The organism is Methylobacterium sp. NFXW15 (assembly GCF_049887755.1).
Taxonomy (GTDB): domain Bacteria; phylum Pseudomonadota; class Alphaproteobacteria; order Rhizobiales; family Beijerinckiaceae; genus Methylobacterium.
The window spans coordinates 14,849-28,020 of sequence record NZ_JAGEKG010000003.1; the positions used below are offsets into that span (position 1 = coordinate 14,849).

A 13,172-nucleotide genomic window follows, 5' to 3' on the forward strand; every position below is an offset into this window, starting at 1 on the left:
CCGTCCCGCGTTCTGCGCAACAACACGTCTCGACCGCGCCGGTTTCGGTAAGGCTTGTCGTGTAGGACGGGCACAAGGGTTTCTTCAGCATAACCTCATGGACAGGCCAAACCCCGAGACGCTCCTGCATCGCGCCGACGCTCTCGAAGCGGAGGCGGCCCGGCTTCGTGCGGTGGCGGGCGAGGCGGGGGATGCTCTCCGCGTCGCCGAGGCCCGTCTGCTGCGGGCGCAGGAGGCAGGCGGCATCGGCCTGTTCTCCGTGGGGATCGAGGACGAGATCCTGCGCCCGACTCCGCATTTCTGCCGTCTTTACGGCATGCCCGAGGGCGAGAGCTACCCGGCCAAGGCATTCGAGGCCCTGGTGCTGCCGGAGGATTCCCACCTCGTCTCGACGGCCGAGAGTCGCCGACGCGGCGAGCCGCCCCGCGACGTCGAATATCGCATCCGCCGCCCCGACACGGACGAGATCCGCTGGATCGCCCGAAAGGGCGAGATCGAACGCGACGCGCAAGGCGTCCCGGTGCGGTTCCAGGGGGTGGCGCGAGACGTCACGGAGGAGCGGTCCGTGCGCGGCGCCCTCGCCGAGAGCGAGCAACGCTACCGGGCGCTGTTCGAGGCGGTCGATGACGGCTTCTGCATCATCGAGTTCATCGACGGGCCGGACGGCCCCCTGAGCGACTACGTCCACGTGGTCGCCAATTCCGGCTACCGGCGGCACACGGGCATCCCCGACATCGTCGGCAAGCGCCTGCGCGAGATCGCCCCGGACGAGGCGGAGGGCTGGCTCGATCTCTATGGCGGGGTGCTGCGCAACGGCAGGCCGATCCGGTTCGAACGGGCCTTCGTCGCCGCCGGTCGGCATATCGAGGTCTCGGCGGCGCGGGTCGAACCCGCGAGCCGTCGGCAGGTCTCGGTGCTGTTCCGCGACATCACGGAGCGCAAGCGTGCCGAGTCGCGGCAGCGCGAGAGCGAGGAGCAATTCCGCATCCTCGCGGAAGCGATCCCGAACCATGTCTGGTCGGCGCGGCCGGACGGCACCGTCACGTGGTTCAATGCACAGATGTACGCCTTTGCCGGGCTCGCGCCGGGTGGCTTTGCGGGCGGCGAGGTGTGGCGCGCGATCACGCATCCCGACGATGCCGAGGCCACCAGCGCGGACTGGGCGCAAGCGCTGGCTACGGGCAGCGTCTACCAGCGCGAGGTGCGCCTGCGCCGGGCCAACGGCGAGGACCGCTGGTTCCTCGTCCGGGCCGAGCCGGTCCGCAATGCGGAGGGGGCGATCACCCGCTGGGTCGGCACCAATGTCGATATCGACGAGGGCAAGCGCCGGGCGGTCGCCCTGGAAAGGCTGGTGGCTGAGCGGACCGCCGACCGCAACGCCCTGTGGCAGCTCTCTCGCGACCTCATGCTCCGCTGCACATTCGAGGGCCTCGTCACTGCCGTGAACCCCGCCTGGACGGAGATGCTGGGCTGGCGCGAGGACGAACTGATCGGCCGCCCGCTCTTCGACCTCGTTCACCCTGACGACCTGGACAGCACCCTGGAAGCCGCCTCCGAACTCTCGCGTGGCCAATCCCATGCCCGGTTCGACAACCGCTACCGGACCCGCGACGGGGGCTACCGCTGGATCGCGTGGTCGACGCGGCCGAGCGAGGGACTGATCAACGCCGTCGGGCGCGACATCACCGCCGAGCGCGAACGGGCCGAGGCCCTGGCACGCACGGAAGAGGCCCTGCGGCAGGCGCAGAAGATGGAGGCGGTGGGCCAGCTCACGGGTGGGCTCGCCCACGACTTCAACAACATGCTGGCGGGCATCGTCGGCTCCCTGGAAATGATGCAGACCCGCCTGCTCCAGGGCCGTACCGGCGACCTCGAGCGCTATATCGGCGCGGCGCAGGGGGCGGCCAAGCGCGCGGCGGCGCTGACGCACCGGCTCCTTGCCTTTTCCCGCCGCCAGACCCTCGATCCCAAGCCCACAGACGTGAACCGGCTGGTGGTGGGGATGGAGGATCTGGTCCGCCGCACGGTCGGCCCCTCGGTCTCGGTCGAGGTGGTGGCCGCCGGGGGGCTGTGGCCGACCCTGGTCGATCCGAGCCAGCTGGAGAACGCCCTCCTCAACCTTTGCATCAACGCCCGCGATGCGATGCCGGAGGGCGGGCGCATCGTGATCGAGACGTGCAACCGCTGGCTCGATCACCGCGCCGCCGCCGAGCGCGACGTGGCGCCCGGCCAATACGTGTCGCTCTGCGTCTCGGACAACGGCACCGGCATGCTACCCGAGGTGAAGGTCAAGGCGTTCGACCCGTTCTTCACCACCAAGCCGCTCGGTGAGGGGACTGGGCTCGGGCTGTCGATGATCTACGGCTTCGTGCGCCAGTCGGGCGGGCAGGCGCGGATCTACTCCGAGGTCGGGCAGGGCACCATGGTCTGCCTCTACCTGCCGCGTCATCTCGGCGAGGCCGAGGAGCCGGAGGAAGTCTCCGCGCCTGCCGAAGCGGTTCCGGCCCGCGCGGGCGAGACGGTGCTGGTGGTCGATGACGAGCCGACCGTGCGGATGCTGGTCGCGGAGGTTCTGGGCGATCTCGGCTACGCTGCGCTGGAGGCGGCGGATGGCCCCGCAGGCCTGAAGCTGCTGCAATCGGAGGCGCGGATCGACCTCCTCGTCACGGATGTCGGATTGCCGGGCGGCATGAACGGACGGCAGATGGTGGATGCCGCCCGCGCGAGCCGCCCGGACCTCAAGGTACTGTTCATCACCGGCTATGCCGAGAACGCGGCCCTCAACCACGGCCATCTCGCCCCCGGTACGCAGGTGCTCACCAAGCCCTTCTCCCTCGATACGCTCGCGGTGCGCATCCGCAGCCTGATCGAGGGGTGAAGGCCCGCCACCGTCATTGCGACGCGGAGCCGAAGCAATTCAGGGCGCGACCTTGCCGGACAAGGCAGTGCCGACTGGATTGCTTCGCTGGCGCTCGCAAGGACGACAGGAACCAACGAAGAAGAGGCGGAAACCCGATCCAGGTGGAACTCAGTGCGTCTCTGCCACGGCGCCGTGCAGGCACTGGTGCATGAACGCCTTGCGGTCCGGGCCCTTGGGCAGCGCCTTGGCCACGGCCTGTTCTCGACAGGCATCGCGCTGGGGCTTCATGCAATCGCGCATCGCCGCCTTGCGCTCTGGACCCGTCAGGCTGCGGCTGTCGATCTGCGCCTTGCACTGCGCCCGCGCCGATGTCGCTTGGTCCGCCTGCGGCGTGGGAGCCGATGTCTCCTGCGCGAGCGCCGCGCCGGAGAGACCGGCGAGCAGGGCGAGGGCGAGGGACGAACGGAGGAAGGATCTCATGCGCGGCTCCTGAAGCGGCCCTCTCGCGGGCCGGGACCGGCATGAGACGCCCCCGACGCATCCGCACGATGGCGGCTTCGTATCGTCGGGTAACGAAACGTGACGCGGCGGGCCGCTCCCGCCGCGTTCAGCCCTTGTCGAACGGGTTCTGCGAGGTGCGCAAGCTCAAGCGGATCGGCGTGCCGGGCAGGTCGAACGCCTCACGCAGACCGTTGACGAGGTAGCGGGTGTACGATTTCGGCAGCGCGTCGAGCTGGTTGCCGAACAGGGCGAAATGCGGCGGACGGCTCTTCACCTGCGTGGCGTAGCGGATCTTGATCCGGCGGCCCGACACGGCCGGGGGCGGATTGCGCGACAGGGCGTCGCCCAGCCAATCGTTGATCCGCGAGGTCGAGACGCGGCGGTCCCAGACCTCGGACGCACCGACCACCGCCTGCATGAGCTTGTCGATGCCCTCGCCCGCGAGGCCGGAGAGCGGCACCACCGAGACACCGCGCACCTGCGGCAGCAGGCGGGTGCAATCCTCGCGCAGTTGCTTCAGCAGGCCCGGCTGGTCGGCCACGAGGTCCCACTTGTTGAGGCCGATCACCAGCGCCCGGCCCTCGCTCTCCACGAGGTCGACGATGGTGAGATCCTGCTTCTCGAACGGGATCGTGGCATCGAGGAGCACCACCACCACCTCGGCGAAGCGCACGGCACGCAAGCCGTCCGAGACGGCGAGCTTTTCGAGCTTGTCGTCGATGCGGGCGCGGCGGCGCATCCCGGCCGTGTCGTGGAGCTTGATCCGGCGGCCCCTCCACTCCCAGTCGAGGGAGATCGAATCGCGGGTGATGCCCGCCTCGGGGCCGACGAGCAGCCGCTCCTCGCCGAGCATGTTGTTGATCAGCGTCGACTTGCCCGCATTGGGCCGCCCGACGATGGCGACGCGCAGGGCCTTGCCGCCGGGGCCGTCCTCGTCGTCATCCTCATCGGAATCGGGCTTCGGCAGGGCCTCCATGAGGGCGGTGTGCAATTCGCCCACACCCTCGCCGTGCTCGGCCGAGAACGGGATCGGATCCCCGAGGCCGAGGGAGAACGCCTCGTAGGCCCCGCTCATGCCGGCCCCGCCCTCGGCTTTGTTGGCGATGAGGATGACCGGGCAGCCCGCCCGGCGGGTCAGTTCGGCGAAGGAGTGGTCGGCCGGCAGCACGCCGGCGCGGGCGTCGATGACGAACAGCACCACGTCGGCGGCGAGGATCGCGGCCTCGGTCTGCATCCGCATCCGGCCGGTGAGGGTGTCGTCGTCCGCCTCTTCCAAGCCGGCTGTGTCGATGACCCGGAAATGCAGGCCGCCGAAGGCGACGTCGCCCTCGCGCCTGTCGCGGGTCACGCCGGGACGGTCGTCCACCAGGGCGAGCTTCCGGCCCACGAGGCGGTTGAACAGGGTCGACTTGCCGACATTCGGCCGGCCGACGATCGCGACGGTCGGCATGTCCATCGGGTCAGTTCCTACGGTGCGCGACGGTGTCCGTCAGCGGGTGATCGGGGGCGGGGGAGCGGCGGGCTCGGGCTTGGCTTCCGTCACGGTGACGGGGCCGCCCGCCACGATGGCGGCGTAGACCTCGATGCGGTCGCGCAGGGAGCGCGGCGTGTCGGGATCGGCGACGATCTGGTCGAACCACCGGCTCGCCTCCTCGTAATCGCCCTTCTTGAGCGAGGCGAGGCCCAGCATCTCCCGTGCCGTGTGGCGATAGGGGCTGCCGGCAGCGAGGCTCTGGAGGTTGGCCAGCGCCGGATCCGGGTTCGGGCCGTCCATGCGGATCAGGGCCGCGCGCAGGCGAGCGAGGTCGCGCAGGCCGCCGCCGAGGCTCGAATCGTTGGCCAGGGCGTCATACTCGCCCGCCGCCTTGGCCGTGTCGGTCTTCGCGGTCTCGGCCGCCGCGCGGAAGCGGGCCAGAAGGCGGTAGCCCGTCGTGCCGTCCTGCTCCAGCGCCGTGAAGGCCTTGTCGGCCTCCTCGGCCTTGCCGTCGCGGGCGAGGCGGTTGGCCGCATCGAAGCGCACGGAGGCCGCCTCGGCCGCTGCGAGTTGCTGCGTCTGCCAGTAGCGCCACCCGGCGACGCCCACCACGAGCAGTACCGCCAGCGCGATGATCACGCCGCTGTAGCGGCGCCAGATCTTGAGGATCTGCTCCCGGCGATAATCCTCATCGACCTCGCGGATGAATTCGTTGTTCTCGGCCATCGTATCCCGGCCGGCGGCGAGCGCCGGACCACCTCGCGATCCTCGAAGGTGGTGCGCCTAACACAGGGCCGCCGACTTGGCGACCTTGCTGTGGCCCGACGACATGCCGCCGGTACGCCGGCCCGGCTCCGGCCCCGGGGCTACATGCTCCCCGGCCAGACCGGGACGCCGATCACCGGGTAGTGCAGGTAGCGCGCGAACACGAACCACGCGAGCGTGCCCACCAGCACCACGAGGATGTCGTTGCGGTAGCCTGCGGGCACGGCGACGGCGGCGCGACCGCCCGGCGGCACGCCTGCTGCCCTCTCCCGGCGCTTCAGGCTGATCCGGGCCGAGACCGCCCAGGCCAGGAAGCCGCCGAACAGCAGGATCGAGCCGAGATCGCCGTTGGCGAGAAGGTGGGCCGTGGCCCAGATCTTCACGGCGAGCAGCATCGGGTGCTTCGCCTTGGCGCGGATATGGCTCGGCACGTAGGCCGCCGCGAGGCTGATGAAGGCAAACAGCACGAGGAGCAGCGCGAGGTGGCGCGTCCAGATCGGCGGATCCCAGACCGGGATCATTCCCGACAGCCGGTAATCGTGGAAGCCCACTCCGATCAGCACCAGCCCGAGCAGGGACAGGGCGGTGTAGCCGAGCTTGTAGCGGTTCTCACCGACCTCGCCGACGACCGCCGCGCGCTTGGCCCGCAGCATGGTGAAGGCGTGTGTGCCGAGGAACAGCGCGAGGCCGAGGATGAGGAGGAGCATGGCGGCCCGTTCGAAGGAGAGTGTCCCCGTTCTCAAGCGAAGTTCGGGACGCTTGTCCAGGCGCCCCCCGGACGCAGCCCGCCTCCCGGCACGCTATATGAACAGGGCACAGGAGTCCCCGCCATGACCCGTTCGACACGAGACGCCCCCTTCCCGAAGGAGCGGCCCCCCCTTCAAGGCACCCGTGCGACGGGGGCCCACACCCTCGGCGCGGGGGCGGCAGGGGCCTATGCGCTGGGGGCCTTCGCCCTCGGCGTCGTGGTGTTCGGCGCCTTCGCCGTGGGCCGCCTATCGATCGGCCGGGCGCGGATCGGCTCCCTGGAGATCGACGAGTTGACCGTGCGCCGACTGCGGATTCTGGAGGAGGGATAGATGGCCCCCCTCTCCGTCTTGCTTGCGCGATATCGAGAACAAAATTAGAACATCCACAGGCCGTTCGTGCCTGTGGGCACCCGACCCGCCGCCATTGCCGAGGGCCGGCGAGGGGCGCATGTGTAGGCGGTCACAGCAGCCCCGTGAGATGCGGAACGCGAGGAGAGATCGATGGCGGGCAGCGTCAACAAGGTAATTCTGGTGGGCAATCTCGGGCGCGATCCCGAGATCCGTCGCCTCGGCTCGGGCGACCCGGTCTGCAACCTGCGGATCGCCACGTCCGAATCGTGGAAGGACAAGGCCTCCGGCGAGCGCAAGGAGAAGACCGAGTGGCACTCGGTCGTGATCTACAACGACAACCTCTCACGCGTGGCCGAGCAGTACCTGCGCAAAGGCTCGAAGGTCTATGTCGAGGGCCAGCTCCAGACCCGGAAATGGACCGACCAGTCCGGCGTCGAGAAGTACACGACCGAGGTGGTGCTCCAGCGCTTCCGCGGTGAGCTGACGATCCTCGACGGGCGCGGCGGCGGTGGCGGCGAGTTCGGCGGCGACGACGAAGGTGGCGGCCAGATCAGCCGTGGCGGCGATTTCGGCGGCGGCGGCCGGGGTGGCGATTTCGGCGGTGGTCGCGCCCAGGGTGGCGAGCGTCGCCCGGCTCCGTCCTCCTCGCCCAGCAGCGGCGGCGGCGGTCGCGGCGGCTACGATCTGGACGACGACATCCCGTTCTAGGGCCTCGATCCGGACGGGGGGTGGTCAGCCCCCCGTTACGCTCATGTGACGCGGCACGGCTGCCGGGCGCTGGCGCTCGATGACGAAGTCGTGGCCCTTGGGCTTGCGAGTGATCGCCTCTTCCACCGCGCGGGCGAGGACGGCATCATCGCTCGTGGCGCGGAGCACGGCGCGTAGATCCGCCGAATCCTCCTGGCCGAGGCAGAGGTAGAGCTGGCCGGTGCAGGTCAGACGCACCCGGTTGCAGCTTTCGCAGAAATTGTGGGTCAGCGGCGTGATGAAGCCGAGGCGCCCACCGGTCTCCTCCACGCGTACGTAGCGCGCCGGGCCGCCCGTGCGGTCGGGCAGTGGCGTGAGGGTGTAGCGGCCCTCCAGGCGCTGGCGCACCACGGAGAGCGGCAGGAACTGGTCGGTGCGGTCCGCCTCGATCTCGCCGAGCGGCATCACCTCGATCAGCGTCATGTCCATGCCGAGGCCATGCGCCCAGGCGATCATGTCCGGGATCTCGTCGCCGTTGACATCGCGCAGCGCCACGGCGTTGATCTTCACCTGCATCCCGGCCTTACGCGCGGCCTCGATCCCGTCGAGCACCACCGGCAGATCGCCCCGGCGGGTCACTTCGCGGAACTTCACCGCATCGAGGGTATCGAGGGACACGTTGACGCGCTTCACGCCGAGCGCTGCCAGTTCCGGCGCGAAACGGGCGAGTTGCGTGCCGTTGGTGGTGAGAGTCAGTTCCTTCAGCGCGCCCGAATCGAGATGCCGGGAGAGGCGCCGGAACAGGTGCATGATGTCGCGCCGCACCAGCGGCTCGCCGCCGGTGATGCGCAGCTTTCGCACCCCCCGCGCAATGAACACGCTGCACAGCCTGTCCAATTCCTCCAGGCTCAGGAGGTCGCGCTTGGGCAGGAACTGCATGGTCTCCGACATGCAATAGGCACAGCGGAGGTCGCAGCGATCCGTCACCGAGATGCGCAGATACGTGATCGCCCGCTGGAACGGGTCGATCAGTGGCGCCGGCTGGAAGGAGATGTCATCGGCCATTGCTTCTGGATATGATGGGGGATGAGCCCCTGGGCAAGCGCGCCCTGTGAGCGCAACCCCCGATTGGCCACGAGGTGTGACCCTTGAACCCTGCCCTGGACCAGGATTTCTGGCCGACCGAGCTTCGCCTGTCGCCGGACAAACGCCTTCTCAACGTCGCCTTCGAGGACGGCACGCGCTTCGCCCTGCCCGCCGAATACCTGCGGGTTTCCAGCCCCTCGGCAGAGGTACAGGGCCATTCCCCCGCCGAGCGGAAGGTGCTCGGCGGCAAGCGCAACGTCGCGATCCTCGGCGTCGAGCCGATCGGCAATTATGCGGTGAAGCTCACTTTCGACGATATGCACGATACCGGCATCTATGGCTGGGGCTATCTGCACGAGCTCGGCCGCAACTACGTGCGCCGCTGGGAGACCTATCTCGGCGAACTCGCCGAGCGGGGGCTCGACCGCGACACGGCCGCCCCGGCCAAGTCGGGCGGATGCGGGTCCGGTTCGTGCGGCTGCGGGTGAGGGAGGAGGGCTACTCCTCCTCGTCCCCCTCACCGCCGAGGGACCATTCCTTCACCCGTGCGAGATGGTCGTAGGGCCCCGTGCCCTTGGCGTATTGCGGGTAGGGGCGGGCAGTATAGGCGGCTTCGCCCGTGAGGAAGCGGGCGATCAGCCCGCGTAGGCGCTGGGCGTGCTCGGCGACGATGGCCTCGACGCTGCGCTCCTCGCCGCGCGGCGGCTTCACCGGCATCGGCACGAAGGCCTTCCGGCCGCCCGAGGCATGGACGTAGAGCAGGTCCGGCGTCGTCGCCGTGCGCGGCAGGTCCTTGAAGGCGCCGTGCATCAGCATCGCCGCCTCCAATGTCAGCTGCGGCGAGAAGCCCGTGAAGATCTCCTTCGCGCTCGGCACCCGGCCGGTCTTGAAATCCACGATGCAGGCGGTGCCGTCCGGCCGGAGTTCGATCCGGTCGGCGCGGGCGCGCAAGGTGAAGGTCTCGCGGCCGAGGGGGATGGTCCAGCGACCGAATTTCTCGGCGTGGATCTGGGTCAAATCCGGTCGCCGGGCCGCCTCCCAGGGCAGGTAGGATTGCGCCATCCGGGCGTAACGCGGCCACCATTCGGCATAGAGGCTCGGATAGGCGTCGTTGATCGGCCCGAACGCATCGGCGGCGATCTGCGCGAGGCGCTGGTCGGCCTGCGGTGGCAGCGCCTGCGGATGGGCGATCGTGAACTCCGAAAAGATTCGGTGGACCAGCGTGCCGCGTTCGCCCGCCCCCGGCTGTGCCGCGAGCGGTTCCAGCGGATCGAGGCCGAGCACGTGCCGGGCGAAGATGGAATAGGGGTCGCGCACCAGAGTTTCGATCTCGGTGACGCTGAGCGTGCGCGGGAACAGGGCCGGATCGGGCTTGGGCGCGGGCCGTTTCAGCCGTGGCTGCGGCGGGGCGGCGTCGAGGGCGGCGGCGAGCGCTGCGAGGCGGCGTCCGGCGGCGAGCGATGTGCTCCACGCCTCCTCGCCCGCGAAGGCGCGCATCCGCTGGATCAGCCGTGAGGGCACGGTCGGCGCGCCGTCGCGCTTGAGGGCACGGGTGATCACCGCGTCGCGGCACCCCAGGGCCTCGGTGAAATCGTGCGCCATCTGGCCGATCCGCCGCTCGGGCGGATCGAGGCCGATCCGCTCGCGCATCGGGCGGTTGAGGAAGGCGTCGGTGACCGTGCGAACCGGCCAGACGCCCTCGTCGAGGCCGCCGATCACGATGCGGTCGGCTTGCAGCAGGCGCGATTCGATCAGCCCGAGGATGCGCAGGCGCGGATGGGGCGAGGGACCCGCGCAGGCGACCTTCCGCTCCCGCGTGAGCGCCGTGAAGAAGCTCGGGTAATCGGCGAAGGTGCCCTCCATCCCGCCGGGCTCGGCCATGTCCAGATCGTCGAACAGGGCGTCGAGGCAGGAGAGTGAGGCCTCCGCCTCCGGTCCCTCGTCGCCCTCCGGCCCGGCGAGCAGACCCTCGCAGGCGAGCCGGTGCCCGGCGGCCACCGCGACGAGGTCGCAGTCTCCCGCACCATCCGGGCCGGGGAAGGCGGAAAAGGCCATCTCCAGCCGATCGAGGACCAGGGCGGCGAGCTCCCAATCGATCTCCGTCAGGCGGCGCTCGGCCCGGGGCGGACGCCGATCAGGATCCTCCCCCGCGCGGCGGCTTGCGAGCGCCCGGCGCAGGCCCGCGAGCGTCGGAGCCGGGGCGGGGCCGCGCAGCAGACCGATCTCCAAGGCAGCGGCGCCGCGCACGAGATCCGAGCGGCTGAGGCCGAGGCGCACCATCGGGTGCGACAACAGGGCGACCAACCGCGCAGGCAGCGAATCTGCCTGCTCCCGCGACAGGTCGGCGGCGAATTCCGCCGCGAGCCGGGCGAGGCGGCCGGCCGGGGAGGCGGCGAGCGCGAGCCCGGCGGAATCCTCCGCCACGATGCCCCAACGCAGCAACTCGACGGCGACCCGGCCCGCGAGCGCCCGGTCCGGGGTGACAAGAAAGGCCGTCGCGCCGGGCGTCTCCAGGGTCTCGCGCAGGGCGAGCGCGGCGATCAGCGCCTCCTCGCGCTCGTCGGCGGCCTCCACCAGGGCGAGGCCGTCGAGGCCGAGACGGGCCGTGGCCTCGCGCTCGGCCGGATCGACCATCGACCACGCATCCGTGGTGTCGGCGGGCCGCAACGCCTGTGAGAGCAGCTTTCCGCGGGCTGCCCCCCCGTCACTGGGGGTGCCGAGGGCGACGATGTCCGCCCGCTTCATGGCGAGGCCCCCCGGCCCGAGCAGTCGGTGCAGGATCGCCTGCGGATGGCCATGGGCGATGGTGCGGTTGAACCCCTCGCCGGTCTCGATCCCGTCCCAGCCGGATTCGTCGAGGTCGAGGTCGAGGCCCGGCAGCACCACCGCCCCGCGCGGCAGCTTCGCCACGGCGGCGATGAGCTTGGCGGTGGCCGGCACCGAGCCGAGGGAGCCCGCCACGATCACCGGATCGCTCGGCGCCTTGGCGAGGCGCTCGCCCTCCGCCAGGATCAGGCTGCGGGCGCGGGCGACCGGGTCGGCGAGGTCGCGGGCCTCGAGGAGCTTCGGCCAGTTCTCGGCGGCGATCTTCACGAAATCCAGGGTCAGGCCGAAATAGCGGGAATACTCGGCCTCCACCGCCCCGGCGATCTCGGACCAGGGCAGGCCCTCCACCGTCAGCGCATCCATCAACCCTTCGAGGTCGGCCGCCAGCCCCACGGCATCGGCGGGGGAGGAGGGCACGAGGAACGGCACCTCGTCCTGCAGGGGCAGGAGGGAGCGGTCCACGTTCTGCGCCCAGGCCCTGACGAGGCGAGCCAGGATCAGCCGCCGTTCCAGAGGGGGAATCGGCGGATGGGCCGGGGTGGCGCCGAGCAGCGGATCGGCGGCGAGATCGAGTTCGGCCTCGTCCGCTTCGCCCAGCGGCACGGTGCGCGGAAGCAAGGCCGCATCCCCCAGGCGCGCCGCCAGGATCGCCGACAGCGCGCGGGCCGCACGCCGGGTCGGGAGGTAGACGGACACGGCCGCCAGTGCGAGCGGATCCTGGGCCACCGGCCCGACGAGACGCCCGTCGAGCAGGGCATCGGCCAGGGCCGGGAGAAACGGGACGCCACGCGTGACGGTGAAGACGGCCTGACGGGCGGTCATGGAGATCGGGGTTCGGGGGGCGCGAAGGACGCGCGGTCGCTACCCTTATACACGCCGCGCCGGGAGCCCGCTCCCGATTGACGGCCGCTCGGCGGGGTGGGAAAGCCATTACGTATGAGCATGCCCGCCGATCCTCGCGCCGCCCTCGGTCTGCCGGTCCGGGAGGCCGATGTCGCCGCCATGAAGGCCGAGGCGGCGACGTGGTTCGCCTCCCTGCGCGACCGGATCGTGGCCGCCTTCGAGGCGCTGGAGGACGAGGCGGACCTGCCGCTCCATCCGGATGCGCCGCGCGAGCCCGGCCGCTTCGTCCTGACACCCTGGGAGCGCACCGACCATAGCGGCGCGCCGGGCGGCGGCGGCACGATGGCGATGCTGAAGGGCCGCGTCTTCGAGAAGGCGGGCGTCCACATCTCGACGGTGCATGGCGAGTTCGCCCCGGAGTTCCGGGGGCAGATCCCCGGCGCCTCGGAGGATCCGCGCTTCTTCGCGACCGGCATCTCGCTGATCGCCCATCCCTGGAACCCGCACGCGCCGACCGTGCACATGAACACCCGGTTCGTGGCGACGACCAAGGCGTGGTTCGGCGGCGGCGCCGACCTGACCCCCGTGCTCGACCGCCGCCGCACCCAGGACGACCCGGACACCCTGCACTTCCACGAGTGCCTGCGCCGGGCCTGCGAGGCCCACCAGGCGGATTACGCCGCCTACAAGGCGTGGTGCGACGAGTATTTCCACCTCAAGCACCGGAACGAGCCGCGCGGCATCGGCGGCATCTTCTACGATTACCGCTGGAGCGAGGAGCCGCAGGCCGACCTCGCCTTCACCAAGACGGTCGGGCTGTCCTTCCTCGACGCCTATCCGCCGATCATGCGCCGGAACATCCGCACGCCCTGGACGGAGGCGGACCGGCACGAACAGCAGGTGCGCCGCGGGCGCTACGTGGAGTTCAACCTGCTCTACGACCGCGGCACGATCTTCGGTCTCAAGACCGGCGGCAACGTCGCCTCCATCCTGTCCTCCATGCCGCCGACCGTGCGGTGGCCGTGATCCT

General features: G+C 70.4%; 11 protein-coding genes. 5 read left to right on the plus strand and 6 right to left on the minus strand.

Annotated features, from left to right (window positions below; translation table 11 throughout):
- The first annotated feature begins 97 nt into the window (after positions 1-97).
- A complete protein-coding gene (locus tag J4O73_RS07400; RefSeq protein ID WP_426216044.1) occupies positions 98-2,878 on the plus strand; it encodes a PAS domain S-box protein in 2,781 nt (926 codons plus the stop codon).
- Positions 2,879-3,028: 150 nt separating this feature from the next.
- Here the strand turns inward: J4O73_RS07400 and J4O73_RS07405 are convergent, their stop codons facing one another.
- The 4 genes from J4O73_RS07405 to J4O73_RS07420 form a co-directional block, all read right to left on the minus strand.
- Positions 3,029-3,340, minus strand: a complete 312-nt coding sequence (locus J4O73_RS07405) for a PsiF family protein (protein ID WP_426216046.1) — start codon at positions 3,338-3,340, stop codon at positions 3,029-3,031.
- Between the two features lie 127 nt (positions 3,341-3,467).
- Positions 3,468-4,817: a ribosome biogenesis GTPase Der gene (der, locus tag J4O73_RS07410; protein WP_426216048.1), complete on the minus strand. Its 1,350-nt coding sequence runs from the start codon at positions 4,815-4,817 to the stop codon at positions 3,468-3,470.
- Positions 4,818-4,850: 33 nt separating this feature from the next.
- Positions 4,851-5,561 (minus strand): tetratricopeptide repeat protein, encoded by a 711-nt coding sequence (locus J4O73_RS07415; protein WP_426216050.1) that lies wholly within the window; start codon positions 5,559-5,561, stop codon positions 4,851-4,853.
- A 140-nt stretch (positions 5,562-5,701) separates the two neighbouring features.
- A complete protein-coding gene (locus J4O73_RS07420) occupies positions 5,702-6,307 on the minus strand; it encodes an NnrU family protein (RefSeq protein WP_426216052.1) in 606 nt (201 codons plus the stop codon).
- 123 nt (positions 6,308-6,430) lie between these two features.
- On the opposite strand from J4O73_RS07420, the gene J4O73_RS07425 reads away from it, so the two are divergent.
- Entirely contained in the window at positions 6,431-6,679 is a 249-nt protein-coding gene (locus J4O73_RS07425) for a hypothetical protein (protein ID WP_426216053.1), read from the plus strand.
- Between the two features lie 171 nt (positions 6,680-6,850).
- Positions 6,851-7,408, plus strand: a complete 558-nt coding sequence (gene ssb / locus J4O73_RS07430) for a single-stranded DNA-binding protein (protein WP_426216055.1) — start codon at positions 6,851-6,853, stop codon at positions 7,406-7,408.
- 24 nt (positions 7,409-7,432) lie between these two features.
- On the opposite strand, the gene moaA is transcribed toward ssb, so the two are convergent.
- Positions 7,433-8,452: a GTP 3',8-cyclase MoaA gene (gene moaA, locus J4O73_RS07435; protein ID WP_426216056.1), complete on the minus strand. Its 1,020-nt coding sequence runs from the start codon at positions 8,450-8,452 to the stop codon at positions 7,433-7,435.
- A 95-nt stretch (positions 8,453-8,547) separates the two neighbouring features.
- Here moaA and J4O73_RS07440 point away from each other — a divergent pair, with 95 nt between their 5' ends.
- Positions 8,548-8,961, plus strand: coding sequence for a gamma-butyrobetaine hydroxylase-like domain-containing protein (locus tag J4O73_RS07440; RefSeq protein ID WP_426216847.1), 414 nt, complete (start codon positions 8,548-8,550; stop codon positions 8,959-8,961).
- A 10-nt stretch (positions 8,962-8,971) separates the two neighbouring features.
- On the opposite strand, the gene addB is transcribed toward J4O73_RS07440, so the two are convergent.
- Entirely contained in the window at positions 8,972-12,121 is a 3,150-nt protein-coding gene (gene addB, locus J4O73_RS07445) for a double-strand break repair protein AddB (RefSeq protein ID WP_426216057.1), read from the minus strand.
- Between the two features lie 114 nt (positions 12,122-12,235).
- Here addB and hemF point away from each other — a divergent pair, with 114 nt between their 5' ends.
- On the plus strand, positions 12,236-13,168 hold the full coding sequence (gene hemF / locus J4O73_RS07450) for an oxygen-dependent coproporphyrinogen oxidase (RefSeq protein ID WP_426216059.1): 933 nt from the start codon (positions 12,236-12,238) through the stop codon (positions 13,166-13,168).
- The last annotated feature ends 4 nt before the right edge of the window (positions 13,169-13,172 follow it).